Origin of the sequence: Microbacterium proteolyticum (genome assembly GCF_029639405.1) — a bacterium.
Classification (GTDB): Bacteria; Actinomycetota; Actinomycetes; order Actinomycetales; family Microbacteriaceae; genus Microbacterium.
Window position 1 is genome coordinate 43,179 of the sequence record NZ_CP121274.1, and the last position, 20,020, is coordinate 63,198.

13 protein-coding genes are annotated in these 20,020 nt (G+C 72.0%); all 13 read right to left on the reverse strand.

Annotation, left to right across the window (positions count from 1 at the left end; translation table 11 throughout):
- Nucleotides 1-30: 30 nt before the first annotated feature.
- The 13 genes from P8R59_RS01025 to P8R59_RS01085 all read right to left on the reverse strand — a co-directional run bounded on the left by P8R59_RS01025 (nucleotide 31) and on the right by P8R59_RS01085 (nucleotide 20,004).
- On the reverse strand, nucleotides 31-2,664 hold the full coding sequence (locus P8R59_RS01025; RefSeq protein WP_278102344.1) for a hypothetical protein: 2,634 nt from the start codon (nucleotides 2,662-2,664) through the stop codon (nucleotides 31-33).
- A 155-nt stretch (nucleotides 2,665-2,819) separates the two neighbouring features.
- Entirely contained in the window at nucleotides 2,820-4,427 is a 1,608-nt protein-coding gene (pstS, locus tag P8R59_RS01030; protein ID WP_278102345.1) for a phosphate ABC transporter substrate-binding protein PstS, read from the reverse strand.
- Nucleotides 4,424-5,764 carry a phosphate ABC transporter permease PstA gene (gene pstA / locus P8R59_RS01035; RefSeq protein ID WP_278102346.1) on the reverse strand — a complete coding sequence of 447 codons (1,341 nt, stop codon included), beginning with the start codon at nucleotides 5,762-5,764 and terminating at the stop codon, nucleotides 4,424-4,426. Before pstA ends, pstS begins: the two co-directional genes overlap by 4 nt.
- Nucleotides 5,764-6,783 carry a phosphate ABC transporter permease subunit PstC gene (gene pstC / locus P8R59_RS01040; RefSeq protein WP_077052701.1) on the reverse strand — a complete coding sequence of 340 codons (1,020 nt, stop codon included), beginning with the start codon at nucleotides 6,781-6,783 and terminating at the stop codon, nucleotides 5,764-5,766. Before pstC ends, pstA begins: the two co-directional genes overlap by 1 nt.
- Before the next feature lie 250 nt (nucleotides 6,784-7,033).
- Nucleotides 7,034-8,677 (reverse strand): protein kinase domain-containing protein, encoded by a 1,644-nt coding sequence (locus P8R59_RS01045; protein ID WP_278102347.1) that lies wholly within the window; start codon nucleotides 8,675-8,677, stop codon nucleotides 7,034-7,036.
- Nucleotides 8,674-9,210 (reverse strand): hypothetical protein, encoded by a 537-nt coding sequence (locus P8R59_RS01050; RefSeq protein ID WP_160897428.1) that lies wholly within the window; start codon nucleotides 9,208-9,210, stop codon nucleotides 8,674-8,676. Before P8R59_RS01050 ends, P8R59_RS01045 begins: the two co-directional genes overlap by 4 nt.
- Before the next feature lie 241 nt (nucleotides 9,211-9,451).
- Complete coding sequence (gene recR / locus P8R59_RS01055) at nucleotides 9,452-10,045, reverse strand: recombination mediator RecR (protein ID WP_077052169.1); 594 nt, start codon at nucleotides 10,043-10,045, stop codon at nucleotides 9,452-9,454.
- Nucleotides 10,045-12,852, reverse strand: a complete 2,808-nt coding sequence (locus P8R59_RS01060; RefSeq protein ID WP_278102348.1) for a DNA polymerase III subunit gamma and tau — start codon at nucleotides 12,850-12,852, stop codon at nucleotides 10,045-10,047. The genes recR and P8R59_RS01060 overlap by 1 nt, the downstream gene beginning before the upstream one ends.
- 253 nt (nucleotides 12,853-13,105) lie before the next feature.
- Nucleotides 13,106-15,634, reverse strand: coding sequence for a glycoside hydrolase family 65 protein (locus P8R59_RS01065; protein ID WP_278102349.1), 2,529 nt, complete (start codon nucleotides 15,632-15,634; stop codon nucleotides 13,106-13,108).
- Nucleotides 15,635-15,688: 54 nt separating this feature from the next.
- On the reverse strand, nucleotides 15,689-16,423 hold the full coding sequence (locus P8R59_RS01070; RefSeq protein WP_278102350.1) for an HAD family hydrolase: 735 nt from the start codon (nucleotides 16,421-16,423) through the stop codon (nucleotides 15,689-15,691).
- Between the two features lie 85 nt (nucleotides 16,424-16,508).
- Entirely contained in the window at nucleotides 16,509-17,666 is a 1,158-nt protein-coding gene (locus tag P8R59_RS01075; RefSeq protein ID WP_278102351.1) for an N-acetylglucosamine-6-phosphate deacetylase, read from the reverse strand.
- Nucleotides 17,666-18,451, reverse strand: coding sequence for a glucosamine-6-phosphate deaminase (gene nagB, locus P8R59_RS01080; protein WP_278102352.1), 786 nt, complete (start codon nucleotides 18,449-18,451; stop codon nucleotides 17,666-17,668). The genes P8R59_RS01075 and nagB overlap by 1 nt, the downstream gene beginning before the upstream one ends.
- Nucleotides 18,451-20,004, reverse strand: coding sequence for a PTS transporter subunit EIIC (locus tag P8R59_RS01085; protein WP_278102353.1), 1,554 nt, complete (start codon nucleotides 20,002-20,004; stop codon nucleotides 18,451-18,453). Before P8R59_RS01085 ends, nagB begins: the two co-directional genes overlap by 1 nt.
- Nucleotides 20,005-20,020 lie beyond the last annotated feature (16 nt).

Below are 20,020 nucleotides of genomic sequence, written 5' to 3' on the forward strand. Positions count from 1 at the left end.
GTGCTGCGAAGAAGCCGGCTGGTGCAGGCTTCAGGTGACCCGTCTTCTCAGACGGGTGATCAGGGGCACACCGACGGCACTGACCAGACCGGCCAGCACGCTGATGGGCAGGGCGGCGCCGATGGCACCGCCGTCGGGATCGTCGGGGGTCTTGCCCCCGGCGAGGGCACCGCTGGACGCTCCGGTCGCGGCGGCGGGGGTGGATTCGGTCGCCGCGGGAGCGACCGGAGCCGAGGCGGCACCCGAGGAGCCCGACGAGACGACGCCCGTCGAGGCCGCGGCCTGCTGCGAAGGGATGTAGGAGCCCCCGGACGACGGCGCGGGGGATGCCGTCGCCTTGGGTCCGTTCTGCATCACGTCCGCGGCTTCCTTCGCCTGTTCGATCCACGCCGCCGGAAGTGCGACGTAGCCGTCGGGCAGCTCCCCCACCCCGGTCCCCGGGGTCTGGGCCTGGGTGCCCACCGCGAACCGGACGAGGTTCGCGTAGGCCGCGCGCAGCGTGGGATCGGTCAGGGTGGCGTTGGTCGCCGCGTACACCGGCATGGTGAGCGGGTACGCGTCCCGCGCGCCGGCGGCCACCGACGAGGTGGGGTCGAACGCGACGACGCGGTCCCCCGCGCCCGCCGGCGTCATGACGTCGGCGGCGGCCCGCATCGCGGTGCTCGACGGAGCGGTGAACGTGCCGGCGGGGTTCCGCAACGACGCCGTGACGACCTGGAAGCGCGCGGCGGCGGCGGCGCTGGTCAGGCCGAGCAGACGCTGGCTCCCCGGGAGCATGCGGGGGTTCTTGCCGTACTTGGGCGGGATGGAGTTCGGGTCCCACTGGCCGGGGCCCTGACCGTCGCCGCGGAGCGTCAGATAGGCGATGGCGGAGAGGTCGTTGGCGTAGGGGCGCCACGTCACGAGGTTGATGGGGGCCTGATTCGCGGGCACGACCTCGACAGGGTCGGCCTTGGGGAAATCGTCGCGGTCGAGCGAGAAGGGCACCTTCGTCGGGTTGACGTCCGCGTCCGTGGAGTACCAGGGGTTCACGATCATGCCCCACGGGTCGGGCTTGCTCGCGAGGAAGTCCATCGCGTCCTTGTCGGAGGAGATGTACTTCCAGACCGCGCGGGCGGCATCCGATCGGCCCTGCGGGACGATGACGTCAGCGATGGCGGCGCCCTGGAGGTCCTGGGCCTGCCATTCCGGGTCGTTCACGGCGAGGAAGTCCGGATCCCGCGTGATGTTGTACTCGTTGGTCCCGGTCAGGTAGGTCTGGTCCGCCCCGGTCGGGATCGACGAGCGGTACGAGTAGCTGAGGAGCTTCGCGAGCAGCCGGGGCGTGAGGTTCACGCTGCTGAACGGGGTGCGCGCCTTGTCCTTCCACTCCTGCGGGACGGTCTTGTCGTTCGGGTTGGGCAGTCGGTCGATCGCGACCGAGATGGCCACCCCGCTCAGGGCGACGGGGGCGTACGTCAGCGGGTCCTTGCCCTCGGTCGAGAGCGCGTAGCTGGTGAGCGCGAGGGGCGCCTGGTCGTTCTTGGATGCCGAGAGGAGAGCGTCGGACTCGGCGCTGGTGATGAGGGAGTAAACGGATCCGCCCGTCTGGTTGCAGACGACCGGCTGCCACGACGCGACCGCGAGGGCGGCGAGCTCGCTGCCGGCCACCTGCCGCTCGGTCTGACCGATCGCGCATCCCGTTCCGACCGGGGCGAAGTCCAGCTTCACCGACAGCGCGTGCTGCCAGGAGTCGGCGAACAGACCGGACTGGGTGATGTTGGTGGAGCCGTTGTCCGAGGTTCCGCGCGGGAGGACGACGAGCCAGCAGGACGCGCCGACGGTGACACCCGAGGTCGTGACGGGGTTTCCGCATCCCAGGCCGTTGGACTGGACGGCGGTCTGCACCTCGAACGTGACGGACCCCTTTCCGTCGTCGCCCGATCCGACCCAGGGGATCTCGTTGGTCGTGTAGGAGGTGAAGAACTGGTTGGCGTTGACGTCGACGGACGAGTCGATCGTCTTCTTGCCGGTCGTCGCGTCGCGTTTGATCGAGTCGACCCGGGTGCCGTCGCGGGCGATGAACGGGATCGACGTGTAGGGCGGGAAGATGAAGGAGCCGGGCGCGGTGTACTCGACGTCGGCCTCGGGCACCTCGTCGATGGAGGCGTAGTTGCGGTAGGCGTCGCGGGTCGCTCCGATGCTGCCCGCCCCGCCGTACTGGCAGGTCGTGCGGTCCGGTCGCTGCGTGTTCGAAGGATCGTCGCCCCAGCACATGAACACCTGGAGGAAGTTCTCGCCGCCGTTGCCGCCGGCCGACGGTGCGGTGGACTTCTTGCCGCCCGTCCAGTCCAGACGGATGCCCTGCGCGACCAGACCACGGGTCTGCGACACCGTGACCGACAGATCCGGCATCGGGGCCGTGTCGACCGCGGCATCCTGCTGCTTGGCGGTCACGGTCACCGCGGACGAGGACGCGGCGGCGGCGGACTGCCCGTCGGTCACGACACCGCCGGACACCAGCGCGAACACGGTGACCCCGGCGACGAGGCCCGCGGCCAGGGGCAGGACGGTGCGCCGCGCGCCCCGGTTCGCCGCATCGGCGTGCGCGCGGCGGATCCGGAGGCGGCGGCGCGACGGGGTCGCGGGGGCCTCGGCATCGCTGCGCTCACGGGAGTCAGACACGGGTGAAGTCCTTTGGTTCTGCGGGTGGCTGGACACCCTCGTCGAGCTAAAAGCGCGCGGGTGACGTCCGGATGAACGTGCCCACAACGAGATACCGATGCGGTGTGCTCCAGACGCGAACGCTTCCGGCGGCGGGCCGGAAGCCGACGGCTGCGTCACCGACGGTTCGAGCGCGCGCCGGAGCGCCGCGAGACCACGGGCGGGATGACGATCGCGGCGACCACGAAGAGAGCGGCGACGAGCATCATGTACTGCGGCGGGCCCCACACGTCGTCGGCCAGCGTGAACGGTGACGACACGGCCGCGTTCGCCGCGGCCCCTCCCCCGGAGACCAGGACGCCGTTCGCGTCGTACACCGGGTCGGACGCGGTCCCGGCCGCCGCGTCAGCGGTCCCCGCAGCCGCGCCCGAAGCTGCTGCCGCCCCGCCCGCGGCCGCCGCCGCGTCGGCGCTGTTCGCGCCCCCCGACACTCCACCCGAACCGGTCGCGGGCGTGGCCTCCTGGGCTCCACCGGTTCCCTCGACGCACTGCGTCGCGCCCTGCTTGTCGCAGTCCGGCGGATTGGGCGCCGAAGCGGCGAGCTGGTTGTTCGCGGGTGAGTCGCCCGGCTTGAAGGTGGGGTTGTTGCACTTGTTGAAGTCGACCGGTCCCTCGGTGCCGGGAATGGCCTTGAGCACCTCGGAGCCCGCCTGCACCAGGTTCATCGGCAGGGGCGAATAGCCCAGCGCCGAGGCCTGCTGCTGACCCTCGCACAGCATGTAGTTCGCGAACCGGCTGAGGGTCTTGCCCTTCTCCGTCGTGAAGAGCTTGTTCGTCTGCGTCGGGACGATCATGTACGAGTAGCTCGACATCGGGTACGCGCGCGGATCCGTGCTGTTGTACACGCCGTCGAGGTTCTGCGTGAGGTCGGGGTTGATCGCCGCCGACATCAGCGCCACGGCGACCGACTGGTACGTCGGCTCGACGTAGTACCCGGCCTTGTTGAGCACCTTCACCACCGGGAAGCCCGACTTCATCGCGTAGGAGTACTCGACGTAGGTGATGGCCCCCTCGCCGTAGTCCTGGCTGACGTATCCCGCGACGCCGAGCGAGCCGTTCTGACCCTTGAACGAGGCGTTGATCTGCGGGAACTGCGACCGCATGCCCTGCGTCCAGATGTTGCCGAACTGCTTCGACATCCAGAGGGTGAACTGCGCGCTCGTGCCGGAACCGTCGGAGCGGTAGACCGGCGTGATGCCGCGGTCGGGCATCGCGAGGGCGGGGTTGTCGGCCTGGATCGCGGGATCGTTCCACTTGGAGATCTGCCCGCTGAAGATCTTCGCGATCACCTCGCCGGAGAGGCGGAGGTTGGTGACGCGCTTGCCGCCGATCTTGAGGTTGTACATCAGGGACGTACCACCGGCGACGATCGGCATGTACGCGAACCTGCCCTGCAGCGGCGTGCCGTCGCTGAACGTCGTCTCGGGCGCCGAGCCGTCCTCGGGGTTGTCCTGGAACGGGATCTCGCTGATCGCGAAGTCGACCGTGCTGTTGCGGAAGTCGGTGCGACCAGCGCTGGATCCGGTGCCGGAGTAGTTCACCGTCATGCCGTAGTTGCTCGCGACGTTCTTGCGCCACTGGTCGAGCGCGTTCTGCGACCACGTCGAGCCGGAACCGGAGATCGGGACGTACCCGTCGGCGTGCGCGGGCGCCGGGATGAGCGCGACGAGGGAGACGGCCGCGAGCACCGCGGCGAGGCGGGCCCAGCGGGGACGGGATTTCACGACGGGTTCTCCTCGGAGGGTGGGGCGGTTCGTTTGGTGAGGGCGCGCTCGGCGAGGCGCCACTCGAGATCGACGGGGGGCTTCCCCTTGGGGGGACGGACCTTGCGCGCGGCACGCGTCGTGGGCGGGGTGTCCGAGCCCCCGCTGATGCGCTGCAGGTCACGCGCCGACGCGACGGCCGCGGCGCGGCGCTGGCGATCGGAGAGCTGCCCGGGTCCGCGGCCGCCGATCAGGCGGGCGATGATGAACAGGGTCAGCACGAGCAGGACGAGGGTGGCGGCCGCGCCGAAGCCGCGCGCGATCATGTTCGGTTCGGGCGACTTGACGAAGTCGAACACCTGCAGCGGCAGCGAGATCATCGGACCCGAGAAGGGGTTCAGGTTCATCTCGGCCGTCACGCCGGAGGTCAGCAGCACGGGCGAGGTCTCCCCGATCCCGCGGGCCGTGCCGAGGATCACGGCGGTCACCAGGCCCGAGCGCGAAGTCGGTAGGACGACGCTCCACACGGTCTTCCACCGGCTCGTCCCCAACGCGTACGAGGCCTCGCGCAGGTTGTTCGGCACGAGCCTCAGGACGACGTCGGAGGCCCGGATGATGATGGGCAGCATCATCACGCTGATGGCCAGGGATGCCGCGAATCCGGAGCGCTGATTGGTGATGAGGGTCACCACGGCGGCGTAGACGAAGAGGCCGGCCACAATCGAGGGCAGCGCCGTCATGGCATCCGAGATCGTCCGGACGAACCGGGCGAACGGGCCGCCGATCTCGTTGAGGAAGACCGCGGTGGTCACCCCGAGCGGGATCGTGATGATCAGCGCGATGCTGATCTGGATGAGGGTTCCCACGATCGCGTGGGCGATGCCGCCCATCGTGAGGGGGTCGAGGGGTCCGGCCAGCTTCATCGTCTCGGCGAAGAAGTTGAAGTGGACCAGCGCCGATGACCCGCGCACGAGCGTGAAGAAGACGACGAACGCGAGAGCACCGAGGAGGACCACGCCCGCCGAGTAGAACAGCGCCGTCATGATGCGTTCGCTGATCGCCAACCGGTCCGCGCGCATCGCCGTCATGACGGCGTAAATGCCGAGGAACCCGATGAACGACAGCACGATCCACCCGACGACACCCGTCATCGGCGTGAGCCAGCCGAACATGAGGCTGGACAGCGCGATGCCCGCCGCCGCACTGCCGATCAGATCGAACCGGTCGCCGAAGGGCACCGTCCGCACGTCTCGCCGTTCGCCGACGGTCCCGAGCCGCACCGGGATGGAAGTCCGGGAGCGGCTCGACTCGTCGTCGTCGGGCGTGGACGGCGGCGCTTCGGTGGTGAGGATGGCCATCAGTTGCTCTCCGCTCCGGACCGGCTCCGCGCGACGATGGTGGATGCCGTGAAGTTGACGATGAGCGTGATGATGAACAGCACGAGACCCGCGGCCATGAGCGCCGAGAGGCCGAACTGGCTCGCCTCGCCGTAGCGGAGCGCGATGAGGGCGGACACCGAGTTCGTGCCGGTCTTCAGCACCTGCGGGTTGATCGTGAAGATCGGCGAGATGATCATCACGACGGCGATGGTCTCGCCCAGGGCGCGGCCGAGGCCGAGCATCGTGCCGCCGATGATGCCGCCGCGGCCGAACGGCAGCACGACGGAGGTGATCATGCCCCACCGCGTGGAACCGAGCGCGAGCGCGCCTTCGCGCTCGCCGAGCGGAGCCTGCGAGAACGCCTCGCGCATGACCGAGGTCTGCGTCGGCACGACCATGAGCGCCACCACGATGCCGGCGATGAAGGCCGAGGACGTGAAGGCGCCGGCCTCGGTCAGACGCGCACCCGACGGGTCGGTGACCGCGAAGATCGGGATCCAGGCGAAGTAGGTGGAGATCCACTGCGCGACCGGGATCACGCCCGACTGCAGGAAGAACACGCCCCACAGGCCGAACACGACGCTGGGGACCGCGGCCATGAGGTCGACCATCGTGATGAGGAGCGACCGGGCCCGCACCGGCACGATCTCGCTGATGAGGAGGGCCGTCCCCATCGCGAGCGGCACGGAGACCGCCATCGCGATGAGCGCGATCGTGACCGTTCCGAACAGCACCGCCGCAACGCCGAAGCTGCCGGTCTCGGGCGACCACTCCTGCGTGGTGAGGAACGACGGCCCCGCGACGCTGAGCGCGTCACCCGCGCGGATGCTGAGGAAGATGCCGACCGCGAGCATGATCGCCACGGTGATCGAGCCCGCGGAGTAGGCGGCCCCGCGGAAGACCCGGTCCGCCTGCACCGGACGGCTCTTCAGCGAGCGGCGGACCGGAGCCTGCTGCTCGGATCGAGGAGGAAGAACCTCCGTGGTGGTGTCCGTCATGCGCTCTCCGTCGGTCGCGTCGGGCAGGTCGTGCAGAGGCACCGCGACGGTGTCCCGCGGGGCGGGTCCGGCCTCGCGGCGGTGTCCGGACGACCGGCGACGCGAGGCGCCCGTTGTCCCTCGTACCGGCTCGGGAGGCCGGCACTGGCGACGCTAGATCCGGGTCGTGAACGCCGCCGGGAGCGACCGCCCACGCCGCCTGGCCGGGAGGTGAACGAGGGATGCCGAGCCCCGACCGGCCGGAGACGGCTCACGGCGCGCCCGGACTCGGGGTGGGCGTGGCCGTCGGCGTCGGGCCCGCCGTGGTCGTCGGGGTCGGGGTCGGCGTGGGCACCGCGGCGCGGCCGCTGGACACGAGCAGGCGGATCGTGGACCCGACCTGCGCCGACGCACCGGGGGCCGGCGTCGAGCCGATGACGGTCCCCGCGGGGCGGTCCGAGACGGTCGCGACCTCCTCGGGGACGAACCCCGCCGCGCGCACCGCGGCATCGGCGTCGCCGGTCGCCCACCCGTCGATCGGGGGGACGGTGTTCGTCCCGGATGCCACGACCAGGCGCACCGTCGAGCCGCGGGGCACGGTCGTGCCGGCGGCGGGATCCGACGAGAGCACCGATCCCGCGGCGAGCGCCGAGTTCTGAGAGATCACGGGGCCGGCGACGAGCCCCGCGGCCTCGATGGCGGAGAGTGTGTCCTGCAGCGAGCCGAGGTCGGGGACGACCGCGACCTCCGCGGTCGGCGTCGCGCTCGGGCTGGAATCGGCTCCCGGATCACTGCTGGGCACGGGGGTCGCCGCCGCGGTGGGGGCGGCCCCCGGCTCGGGCCGACCGGCGGAGGCCATGAGCGGCACGGCGACGGCGACGAGCGCGAGGACGGCCACGATGACGATCGCGGTCACCCAGCCGGGACCCGAGTCCCGGAACCGTCCGGGGGCACCGGCCGGTTCCGGAGCGGGGTCCTCCACGACCGTCGCGGTGACCCTCGGCGTGGGACGCAGGACCCGCGTCGCCGCGACCGGAGCCGGGGCGGGGGCCGCGGCCTGCAGCGCCGCGCGCATCTCGGCGGCGTCGGCGAAGCGGTCCGCCGGGTCCTTGAGCAGCGCCCGCACGAGCACGCGGTCGAGCGCGGGCGACACCCCGCGGGCCCGCACCGAAGCCACCGGGGGTGGGGCGTGCAGCTGCGCCCGGACCACGGCATCCCGGTCTCCGCCTTCGAAGGGCGCGCGGCCGGTGAGCGCGAAGTACAGCAGCCCGCCGACCTGGTAGAGGTCGCCGGCGACCCCCACCGGCTCGCCGCGCAGCTGTTCCGGCGAGGCGTACTGCGCGTTGCCGACGACGCCGGCCGTGGCCGAGGCGGTGCTGCGCAGCACGTCGTCGCCGCGGGTCGTCCGGCCCGCGGCATCCGCCAGCCCGAAGTCGAGCAGAGTCGCGCGTGCCGGCGTCGTCCCCTCGAAGCGGACGAGGACGTTCGCGGGAGACACGTCGCGGTGGACGAGCCCGCCCGCGTGCGCGGCCTCGAGGGCTCCGAGGATCATGTCGCCGATGCGGCGCGTCGCCGCGGCGCCGAGGGGACCGTGGGCGAGGACGTGCTCGGCGAGGGTCGTCCCCTCGAGCAGTTCCTGGGCGATCCAGGCGATCGTGACGGCGCCGTCCTGGAACGTCCCCATGTCGACGACCTCGACGATGCCGGGGTGCGCGACCGCGGCCGTGCGCCGGGCTTCGTCCAGGAACGCCGCGCGCACCGCCTCGCTCTCGGAGAGGTGGGGATGGAGCATCTTGATCGCCACGGGGCGATCCAGGACCGTGTCGGTCGCCGAGAACACCGATGCCGTACCCCCGGAGCCCAGCAGTCCCTCGAGGCGGAACCGACCGGCGATGAGTCCGGATGCCGTGGTCACGGAGCGTTCATGCCGACCCGGGCGCGGCGTCCCGACGCGGTACCGATGCTCACGCCCTGCGCCACGGTCGCGGTGGCGAGCGCCGTGCTGGCGGCGCGCCCCGCGGCGGCGGCCTCGCTCGCCGATTCGTACCAGCGCGCGGCGGTGAGGACCGGCCGGTCGCCCCGGCGGATGACCCACCCGTGCGTGGTCGACTGCGGGCCGCGGACGGCGGTGACGGTCATCTCGTCGACGCGGGACTGCTCGGCGACGACCGCGTCGAATGCGGCCCGGGGGGAGACGAAGATGCGGGCGCAGCGCGCGAGCTCGCGGTTGTTGGTCGCGAGCAGACGCCAGACGCCGAACACTCCGAGCGGGGTGAGGGCTCCGTCCGGGGTGGTCTCGCTGAGGCTGCCGGCGGTGATCGACCACTCCGGGAGCAGATGCGAGCGGAACAGCAGCCACGCTGCCAGGCGGGGGTCGTGGATCGAACGGAACGTGTCGAACACGATCCGTGCGCGCCGCGTTGCGCGATCGGAGAGCGTCTCGCTCACGGGCACCCCTGTCTGACGGCCGCAGAGCTCGTGGGTCGGGCACCCGTGCTGCAGTCCGTAGGCAAGAAAATGGCCGCGCCCGGTTTCCGTAGGTCCATCGGGGGATGAACAGGCGGTACACGGGGGTTCAACGCTCGGAGATCACCCGCACGTCGGAGAGTTCTCACCCGCTGCGGGCGGGGCGTCGGGCCGCGCGGGGCGTCAGGGCGCGCGAGGACGCGTCAGCGGGTGCGGCGACGCGTCACAGGGTGCGGCGTCCCTCGAAGGCGCGGCCGAGGGTGACTTCGTCGGCGTACTCGAGGTCGCCGCCGACGGGAAGACCGGATGCCAGGCGCGTGACACGGATCTCGAGCGTGTGCAGCAGCCGGCTGAGGTAGGTCGCCGTGGCTTCGCCCTCGAGGTTGGGGTTGGTCGCGAGGATCACTTCCTGCACCGAGCCGTCGGCGAGCCGCTGCATGAGCTGCGTGATGCGCAGGTCGTCGGGACCGATGCCCGCGATGGGGCTGATGGCGCCGCCGAGGACGTGGTACAGCCCGCGGAACTCGCGCGTGCGCTCGATCGCGGCCACGTCCTTGGCGTCTTCGACGACGCAGATGAGCGCCGGGTTGCGGCGCGGATCGCGGCAGATGGAGCAGCGGTCCTGCTCGGAGACGTTGCCGCAGATCTCGCAGAAACGCACCTTCTCGCGCACTTCCCCGAGGAGTTGCGACAGGCGGGAGACGTCGAAACTCGGCGACTGCAGGATGTGGAACGCGATGCGCTGAGCGGATTTCGGGCCGATGCCGGGCAGCCGACCGAATTCGTCGATGAGGTCCTGAACGATGCCGTCGTACATCAGTTGAACCTCGTCGGGGGCTCGTAGGGTTCGTCGCGGACGTAGTTCGCGCCGAGCATCTGGCGGACTACGGCCTCGCCGTAGCGCTGCACTCCCCCGCGCAGCGGCGCCATGCGCGGCACGATCACCGGCGGGACGGGGAGGTCCGCCGCGTCGTCGAGCGGAGGAATGACGTCGTCATCGTCGACCTCCTCGGGCGCGGGCACCGAGCGGGCGACATCGGATGAGGGAAGCACGGCGCCCTCGAAGGGCGGCGGAGCGATGCGCGGGGCCGGCCGGACAGCGGCCTCTTCGGGCTCATCGTCGACCGCGAGGGCGGTTCCGGCGGTGGATGCCGAGGCGGTCGCCGTCCCCACCGCGGGGGCCGCCGGCGCGGAGGCCGGCGACGCGGGCGCGGGCGACGGGGAGGACGCCGAGCGGGCGGCGGCGGGTGCGGATGCGCGGGGTGGCGCCGTCGGAGCGGGTGCCGCGGCGACGGGCGCCGGGCCCGCGGGCGCGCCGGGGATGGGAGCGACGGCCCAGTCGGTGACGGAGGCCGACGCGTACGACGCCGACGAGCGTTGCGGCGGGGTCGGGGAGGTGGCTCGCGCCTCACCGCCGGGGCCCGCGCCCGGGCCGCGCGGCGGCGCGCCGTCGGAACCGCCGGGGCCGCCGTCGCCCTCGAGGCGGGCGAGGTACTTCACCCGGACGCCGAGGACCGACTGGATGGCACGGCGGAGGTCTTCGCTCGCGCCGCCGTCCGCCGTGCGGGTCTTGAACGCGGTCAGGTCGGCGCCCGTGCGGAAGCCCAGGGTGAGGACGTCGTCGTCGAAGGCGAGGACGGACGAGGTGGACACGACGAGCCACGACGCGCGGCTGAGTGCCTCGAGCTGACCGAGCACCTCGGGCCACGCGTCGCGCACGTGGGACAGCTCGATCGGACCGAGCGGGACGACCGGGGGCGTCGGCGCCGCGTGTTCGAGCGGAGAGGAGTCGTCGGTCGCAGCCGCGCCGCCGCTCGCCGCCGCGTCGGCGGGGGCGGCATCGCCGTCGGGCGTCGGGGCGGTGTCGAACGGGTGCGGAGCGGTCGGCGACGGGGCCGCCGAGGCCGGTGACGCGGCGTCGGGGCGCGCCGCCGCTTCGGGCGCTCGCGTCGCGGGACCCGTCGCGCCGGGCTCGGCATCGTCGAAGGGCGGCGGGGCGTCTTCGTCGTCGAGGGGCGGCGGGGCGTCGTCGTCGGACGGCGCGGTGGGCTCGGTCGTCGCGTGCGCCGGTCGGGACGCGGCGGGCCCGGCCGTGGCTGCGGACGGGCTCGCGGGACGCTCGGCCGGGGCGACGGCGGCTGCCGGCTCCGCGGTCGGTGCGGGGGTCTCCGGCGCGGCTGCTGGCTCCGCGGTCGGTGCGGGCGCCACCACGGGAGACGCGGCACGACCCGGCGCAGCGACGCCCGGGCGGGGGTTCGAGGCCCCCGGCGACGCCACGACCGGTGCCGCCACGCCCGGCGACGCCACCGCGGGAGCCGCGGTCGGAGCTGCGACACCCGGCGACGCCACCGCGGGAGCCACGGCCGGAGCCGCCACACCCGGCGACGCCACGGCCGGAGCAGCGACGGCGGGGGCGGCCGCCGCGGGAGCCGGCGTGCGGGCGGGAGCGGCGGCGCCGTGCTCGGCGGCGTGCGCCGAGGCGGACGCGGGCGAGACGCCCTGCGACACACCCGCGTGAGTCAGTACCCGGGCGACGAGGAGCTCCAGCTGCAGACGGGGCGAGGTGGCCCCGGTCATCTCGTCGAGTGCGGCCACCACGAGGTCGGCCGTGCGCGACAGACGGGCGACGCCGAACGCCGTGGCCTGGCGGGCCATGCGCTCGAGTTCGTCGTCGGGGACACCGCGGAGGACCGCGGAAGCCCCGGCACCGGTGGCCGCGACGACGATGAGGTCGCGCAGGCGCTCGAGCAGATCATCGACGAAGCGACGGGGATCCTGTCCGGTCTGCACGACACGGTCGACTGCGGCGAAAGCGCCGGCGCCGTCGAGCGCCGCGAACGCGTCGACGACCTCGTCGAGGAGCTCCGAGTGCGTGTAGCCCAGCAGCGCCACCGCGCGCTCGTAGTTCACGAGCACGTGGCCGTCGGCATCCCGATCCGAACCGGCGATGAGCTGGTCGAGCAGCGAGAGGGTGTCGCGCGGCGAGCCGCCGCCGGCACGGACGACCAGCGGGAGCACGCCCGCCTCGACCGACACGCCCTCGGTCTCGCAGAGCTCTTGCACGTACTCGAGCATCGCGGCGGGCGGCACCAGGCGGAACGGGTAGTGGTGCGTGCGGGAACGGATCGTGCCGAGCACCTTCTCGGGCTCGGTCGTGGCGAAGATGAACTTCACGTGCGCGGGGGGCTCTTCGACGAGCTTCAGCAGGGCGTTGAATCCCTGCTGCGTCACCATGTGCGCCTCGTCGAGGATGAAGATCTTGAACCGGTCGCGCGCCGGGGCGAAGATCGCGCGTTCGCGCAGGTCGCGGGCGTCGTCGACGCCGTTGTGGCTGGCGGCGTCGATCTCGACCACGTCGAGCGACCCTCCGCCACCGCGACCGAGTTCGACGCAGCTGTCGCACACGCCGCACGGAGTGTCGGTGGGGCCCTCCGCGCAGTTGAGGCAGCGGGCGAGGATGCGCGCGGACGTCGTCTTGCCGCAGCCGCGCGGCCCCGAGAAGAGGTAGGCGTGCCCCACCCGGTCACTACGGAGGGCCGTCATCAGCGGCTCGGTCACCTGCGACTGCCCGATCATCTCGCCGAATGCCTGCGGGCGGTAGCGGCGGTACAGGGCTGTCGTCACTCCTCCAGCCTACGGCGTGCCACCGACATCGCGTCCGGCCCTCTCCCCCGCCCCGCGCGCCCCGCTTCGCTCCGCTCCGGCATCCGCCCGCGCCCCGCACCCTGAGCGGAGGAGATTCCGCGAAGGGAGGACCGCACCGGCCTCCGGCATCCTCCCCCCGCCGAATCTCCTCCCCCGCCCCGGCTGCCCGCAGCCCCCGGAAACGCCGAACGCGGCGGCGCCCCGAAGGGCGCCGCCGCGTCAGGACAGCGGGTCAGGCGTCGAGACCGACGGACACGGGCTCGTCGTCGCTCGAGACCAGCGGGATCGTCGCGGTGACGATCGGCACGGATGCCGAAAGCAGGGTGCCGTCCTCGCGCACCGAACCCTCGAGCTGCCGGATCGACGGGCGTCCGGGGATCAGAGGACCCTGCCCGTGCAGCGCGACCCGCACGCTCTCGCCGGGCGCGACGGTGTAGTCGACGCCGCGCACCGCGAAGTCGACCGGACCACCCTCGTCGCCGGCGTGGAGGGTCAAGGCGGTGGCCGTGAGCGTGACGTTCAGGCGCGTGCCGTGCCAGTGCAGCACGTACGCCAGCTCGGGCCAGTCCGCGGGCAGACGGGGGTCGAACGTCAACCGGCCGAAGTGGTCGCGCATGCCGCCGAAGCCGCTGACCAGCGCCGTCCACACCCCGCCCGCGGAGGCCACGTGCACCCCGTCGGCGGCGTTGTGGTGGAGGTCGCCGAGGTCGACGAACGCCGCCTGGCGGAAGTACTCCAGAGCGAGGTCCTGGTAGCCGACCTCGGCCGCGAGGATCGACTGGACGACCGCCGACAGCGTCGAGTCGCCGGTGGTGAGCGGGTCGTAGTACTCGAAGTCGGCGAGCTTCTCGGCATCCGTGAAGTGATTGCCCTGCAGGAACAGCGCGAGCACCACGTCGGCCTGCTTGAGCACCTGGTAGCGGTAGATGACCAGCGGGTGGAAGTGCAGCAGCAGCGGCCGCTGGTCCGGCGGGGTGTTCTCGAGATCCCAGATCTCGCGCTCGAGGAACACGGCGTCCTGGGGATGGATGCCGAGGGCCGGGCTGAAGGGGATGTGCATGGCCTCGGCGGCCTTCTCCCAGCGGTCGGGCTCGGAGGGGTCGAGGTTCATGCGGTCGGCCATGCGGCCGTACGCCTCGGGGTCGTTGTCGAAGAGGTCGCGCACCGTGCGCGCCGCGAACCGGAGGTTGAAGCGCGCCATGACGTTGGTGAAGAGGTTGTCGTTGACGACCGTGGTGTACTCGTCGGGCCCCGTGACACCGTGGATGTGGAAGGAGTCCTCCCCGTCGCCGTCGCCGTCGCTCGATCGCCAGAACCCGAGCGTCGACCACAGCCGGGCGGTGTCGACCGCGATGTCCACGCCCTCGCGCGCGAGGAACTCCTCGTCGCCGGTGGCGCGCACGTACTTCGCCAGCGCGAAGGAGACGTCGGCGTTGATGTGGTACTGCGCGGTGCCCGCGGCGTAGTAGGCCGAGGCCTCCTCGCCGTTGATCGTGCGCCACGGGAACAGGGCGCCGGCCTCGTTGAGCTGGTGCGCGCGCTTACGTGCCGCGGGGAGCATCAGGTACCGCATGCGCAGGGCGTTGCGCGCCCACTGCGGCGTCGTGTACGCCAGGAACGGCAGCACGTACACCTCGGTGTCCCAGAAGTAGTGGCCGCTGTAGCCCGACCCGGTGACGCCCTTGGCGGGGACTCCTTGGCCGTCAGCGCGGGCCGCGGCCTGCGCGAGCTGGAAGAGGCACCAGCGCGTCGCCTGCTGCAGGTCGGCCTGGCCGCCGATGCGGACGTCCGAGCGTTCCCAGAACGCGGCGAACCACTCGATCTGACGCTCCACGAGCGTGCCGACGCCGATGCTGCGCGCGCGGTCGACCGTGCGACGGCAGCGATCGACGAGCTCGCCCGCGGGCACGCCGCGCGAGGTGTGGTAGCTGACGAACTTCGTGATCGTCGTCGGCACGCCCGCGCGGGCGTCCACCCGGAAGACGTTCTTGGCGATGTCGGGCTCGACGAGGTGGCGTGATTCGTACGTGTTCTCGGTGTCGACCTCGTGGTCGGCCACGACCGCGATCGTCATGCCCGATTCGGTCGCCTCGTACGACAGCGCCGACCGGTCGCCGTCCTGCCAGTACTCGCGCGGCTGGAGCACGCGGTCGGTGAGCTTCTCGGTCTTGCGCGGGTCGAAGCCGGCCGACTTGGATGCCATCGGCGACCCGCCGTAGATCCCCTCGCCGTCCTGACGGTTCAGCAGCTGGCACGCCACCGTGACGGGGGCGTCGGAGTTCAGGACCGTGACGGTGAGGCGCATGACCACGAGATGCTTCTCATCGAACGAGACGAACCGCTCGTCCTCGATGCGCACCTCCTTGCCCGAGGGCGTCACCCACAGCAGGGTGCGGCGGAGGATCCCCTGGCGCAGGTCGAGCACGCGCTCGTACTCGCGCACGTCGGCGACGTCGAGGGAGAGCGGCTCGTCATCGACGTAGACGCGCATGACCTTGGCATCCGGGGCGTTGATGATGGTCTGTCCGACCTCGGCGAAGCCGTAGGCCTGCTCCGCGTGGCGGATGGGGAACGTCTCGTGGAAGCCGTTGATGAACGTGCCCTGCTCGTGGGCGAAACGGCCTTCGATGGAGTTGCCGCGCAACCCCAGATAGCCGTTGCCGACGGCGAAGAGGGTCTCGGTGACGCCGGTGTCGTCGACCGAGAACTCGGTCTCGACGAGACGCCATTCGTCGACGGGGAAACGATCGCGATCGATCATCGGGGCATGCCTTCCGGGGTGCCGGGCTTCGGGTGCGTCGCGCGGGGCGACGGCTCAGTCTACGAACGCCTGGAGGTCGTCGACGACCACGTCGGCCCCCGCGGCGACGAGGTGCTCGGCGCCGACGCCCCGGTCGACGCCGACGACGAGTCCGAAGCCGGCGGCGGATGCCGAGGCGACGCCGCTCGTGGCGTCCTCGACGGCGGCCGAGCGGGCCGGGTCGACGCGCAGCATGCGCGCGGCCTCGGCGAACACGTCGGGGGCGGGCTTGGATGCCAGGTGGTCGCGTTCGGCGACCACACCGTCCATCACGACGGGGAAACGGTCGCGGATGCCGGCGGCCTCGAGGACCTCGACGGCGTTCTTCGAGCTGGACACCACCGCGATCGGCGTGCCGGCGGCCTGCAGGATGTCCAGCAGCGCGACCGAGCCCGCGTACGGCGCGATGCCCTCGGCGCGGAGGATGCGCGAGAACACCAGGTTCTTGCGGTTGCCGACGCCGCAGACCGTGTCCAGCGACGGGTCGTCGGACGGGTCTCCCCAGGGCACCTCGACGTCACGGCTGCGGAGCAGACTCGCGACGCCGTCGTAGCGCTTCTTGCCGTCGACGTGGTCGAAGTAGTCGCGGTCGGTGTACGGCGGCTGGATGTCCCACGCCGCGAACAGCTCGTCGAACATCTCTTTCCACGCCCGCATGTGGACTTCGGCGGTGGGGGTGAGCACGCCGTCGAGGTCGAACAGGACGGCGTCGAAGGAGGTGAGGTCGGGCAGGTCGCGGCTGTCGGTCACGGTGGCTCCAGATGGCAGGACGGGACTCACGGTCGCGACGGTGCGCCGCCCTCCCAGCGTAGTGGCGGGCGACCCCGTCGCGTCGTCAGCGTGTCGGGACCGTGAGGGCTTTTCCGCCCACCCACACCCGGGACGGATGCCACGCGGCATCCCACCAGACGAGGTCGGCGAGAGCGCCCTCCGCGACGTGACCGACGTCGGTGCGTCCGAGCGAGCGCGCCGCGTTCTCGGTGCAGGCCGCGAGGACCGCGGCCGGGTCGAGCCCGGCGGCGATCATGCGGCGCACCCCCTCGTCCAGGACGATGCCTGCACCGGCGATCGTGCCGTCGGGGCGGCGACCGAGGCCCCGCGCGTCGTTGGCGACCGGTTGGCCGCCGAATTCGTGCCACTGGTCGGGTTCGAGTCCGGCGGTCACGATGGCATCCGTCACCCCGACCGTGCGGCGCCCGGCCGAGCGCAGCACGAGCGCGACCACGCTCGGGTCGACGTGCTGGGCGTCGAGGATCGTGCCGACGAAGAAGCGGTCGTCGGCGAGGACGGCGCCCGCCACACCCGGCTCGCGGGCCTTCAGCGGGCGCTGGGCGTTGAAGACGTGGGTGCACATCGTGGCTCCGGCATCCGCGGCCGCGTACACCTGGACGGCCGTGGCGTCGCTGTGGCCGACGGCCACGACGTACCCCTCGCCGCTCAGCCGACGCGTGGCCTCGACGGCCCCGGGCAGCTCGGGGGCGAGGGTGACGGTCCGGAGCGCGTCACGCACCCCCGGGGCGGCCAGGAGCGCGTCGACGTTCTCGGCGCTCGGGGGGAGCATGCACGCCACCCGGTGCGCGCCCTTGCGGGCGGGCGAGAGGAACGGCCCCTCGAGGTGGGCCCCGAGGATGCGCGCGACGGGCTGGTCGGCGAACGCCCGGCGGGCCCGCCCGACCCGGTCCAGGGAGGCCGCGATGTCGGGCAGCGGCGCGGTGATGACGGTCGGCTCGATCCCGGTGACCCCGCGCGCGGCGAGTCCGGACAGGAGCGTGTTCCAGCCCTCGGCATCCGCCCCGGCGACGTCGACGCCGAACGAGCCGTTGACCTGCAGGTCGAGAAGACCCGCGCTGAGCGTGCCGTCGGCGAGGTCGTGGTCGACGTCCTCCGTGCCGTCCGCGGCCCGGATCCGGTGGATGCGTCCCGCGACGACCTCCACGACGACCGGTCCGACGAATGCCCCGGCGATGAGCGCCCGCGCGGCGCGCAGCCGCATCACAGTCCCTGCCCCGCGGGCTTGCCGGCGAAGGTCGTGCGGTAGTAGTCGACGAAGGCGAGCTGACTCGCGGCATCCTCGTCGACCACGATCGTGGCGTGTGGGTGCAGTTGCAGCACCGACGCGGGCCACCGCGCCGACAGCGGACCCTCCACCGCTTCGCGCACCGCCTGCGCCTTTCCGCGACCGAAGCCGAGCAGGATCGCGTGACGGCTGTCGAGGATCGTCGCCAGACCCTGCGTGAGGCAGTGCGTGGGGACGAGGTCGACGTCGCCGCCGAAGAAGCGCGCGTTGTCCTGCCGGGTGCGCGGGGTGAGCGTCTTTACCCGGGTGCGGCTCGACAGACTCGACATCGGCATGTTGAAGGCGAGGTGTCCGTCCGCCCCGATCCCGAGGATCTGCAGGTCGATGCCGCCGGCGGCGCGGATGGCCTCCTCGTACGCGGGTCCCGCCGCGAGCGGGTCGCGGCCGGCATCCCCCGGCCCGACGATCGCGTCGGGGGCGAAGTCGACGTGCCGCTCCAGCTCGGCGCGGATGAACTGGCGGTAGCTCTCGGGGTGCCCGGGCGGGAGCCCCACGTACTCGTCGAGCAGGAACCCGCGCGCCTCGCGGAAGCTGAGACCCTCCTCGCGGTGGCGGCGGATCAGCTCGCGATACAGCGGCAGCGGCGTGGACCCGGTCGCGAGTCCCAGGACCGCGGTCGGGGTGGCGGTGAGCAGCGCCTGGTAGGCGTCCGCGACCAGGACGGCGGCGTCTTCGGCCGTGGGGACGACGACGACCTCCATCAGAGCGCCTCGAGGATGTCGTTCTTCAGCGACTCGGCCCGGGGGCCGAACACCGCCTGCACGTTGTCGCCGACCTCGAGGACGCCCGCGGCGCCCAGCTGCTTCAGGCGCGCGTGGTCGACGAGGGCGCGGTCGGCCACCTCCATGCGCAGGCGCGTGATGCACGCGTCCACGTGGACGAGGTTGTCGCGTCCGCCGAACGCGGCGATGAGCTGCTCGGCCGTGGAGTCGTCGGCGGTCGCCGTCGCAGCCGTGGCGACGGGGGCGACGGGGGTGGCGGCGGTGGCCGGTGCCGCGGCATCCGGCTCCGGCCCGTCGGACGCCGGGGCCGAGAGGTCTTCGCGGCCCGGCGTGCGCAGGTTCCACCGCTTGATGACCAGGCGGAACAGCAGGTAGTAGACCCCGAAGTAGACCACGCCCATGACGACCAGGAGCCAGACGTTGTTCGCCGCGGGCGCCGTGCCGTAGAGGAGGAGGTCGAAGAGCCCCGCGGAGAACGAGAACCCGAGGTGGATGTCGAGCAGGTAGGCGACGGCGAGCGAGATGCCCGTGAGCACCGCGTGCACCACGTACAGGGGGAACGCGACGAACATGAAGGCGAACTCGAGCGGTTCGGTGATCCCGGTCAGGAAGGCGGTGAGACCGGCGGCGCCCAGGATGCCGATCGCGGCCTTGCGCTGCGCGGGATTGGCCAGGTGGATCATGGCGAGCGCGGCGGCGGGCAGACCGAACATCAGGATGGGGTAGAAGCCGGACGTCAACGCACCCGCGGTGGGGTCGCCCGCGGCGAACCGCGTGAGCTCGCCCGTGACGACGCTGCCGTCGCCCTTCGTGTACGACCCCTGCAGGAACCACACGTACGAGTTCAGGATGTGGTGCAGACCCACGGGGATGAGCATGCGGTTGGCGAACCCGTAGACGAAGGCGCCGATCGCGCCCGTGCCGCCGATGAAGGTGCCGAGACCCGTCAGGCCGGTGTCGAAGATCGGATAGAAGTAGCTGAGCCCGAACCCGACGACGAGGCTCGCGAGCGAGACGACGATGGGAACGAACCGGCGTCCGCCGAAGAAGCCCAGGTAGGAGGGCAGCTGGATGGTGTGGTACCGGTCGAACAGCCACGCCGTGAGCAGACCGATGACGATGCCGCCGAACACGCTGTAGTTGATCTGCACCTGATCGCCCGCCGCGGTGGTCTGGCCCGCCAGCACGACCGGCGACATGACCTTGAAGACGTTCGCGAGCACGAGGTAGCCGACGACGGCGGCCAGCGCCGTCGAGCCGTCGGCCTTCTTGGCGAAGCCGATGGCGACACCGACCGCGAACAGCAGCGCGAGGTTGTCGAACAGCGCCCCGCCCGCGGCGCTCATCGCCTGGAAGAAGGGCCCGATGACGGGCAGGTCGATGCTTCCGAGCAGGTCGGGCTGACCGAGACGGAGCAGGATGCCGGCGGCGGGGAGCACCGCGATGGGGAGCATGAGGCTCTTGCCCAGGCGCTGCATCTGGGCGAAGCCCGGGATCGAACGCCGGCGCGGCGTGGGGGCGGTGACGGTCATGGGGTCTCTTTCGGGA

What these genes read in the sequence shown, in the direction of transcription:
- recR (WP_077052169.1), bottom strand. Translation starts at nt 10,045, where the DNA reads ATGTACGACGGCATCGTTCAGGACCTCATCGACGAATTCGGTCGGCTG.
- P8R59_RS01085 (WP_278102353.1), bottom strand. Translation starts at nt 20,004, where the DNA reads ATGACCGTCACCGCCCCCACGCCGCGCCGGCGTTCGATCCCGGGCTTC.
- P8R59_RS01065 (WP_278102349.1), bottom strand. Translation starts at nt 15,634, where the DNA reads ATGATCGATCGCGATCGTTTCCCCGTCGACGAATGGCGTCTCGTCGAG.
- pstC (WP_077052701.1), bottom strand. Translation starts at nt 6,783, where the DNA reads ATGACGGACACCACCACGGAGGTTCTTCCTCCTCGATCCGAGCAGCAG.
- P8R59_RS01075 (WP_278102351.1), bottom strand. Translation starts at nt 17,666, where the DNA reads ATGCGGCTGCGCGCCGCGCGGGCGCTCATCGCCGGGGCATTCGTCGGA.
- pstA (WP_278102346.1), bottom strand. Translation starts at nt 5,764, where the DNA reads ATGGCCATCCTCACCACCGAAGCGCCGCCGTCCACGCCCGACGACGAC.
- nagB (WP_278102352.1), bottom strand. Translation starts at nt 18,451, where the DNA reads ATGGAGGTCGTCGTCGTCCCCACGGCCGAAGACGCCGCCGTCCTGGTC.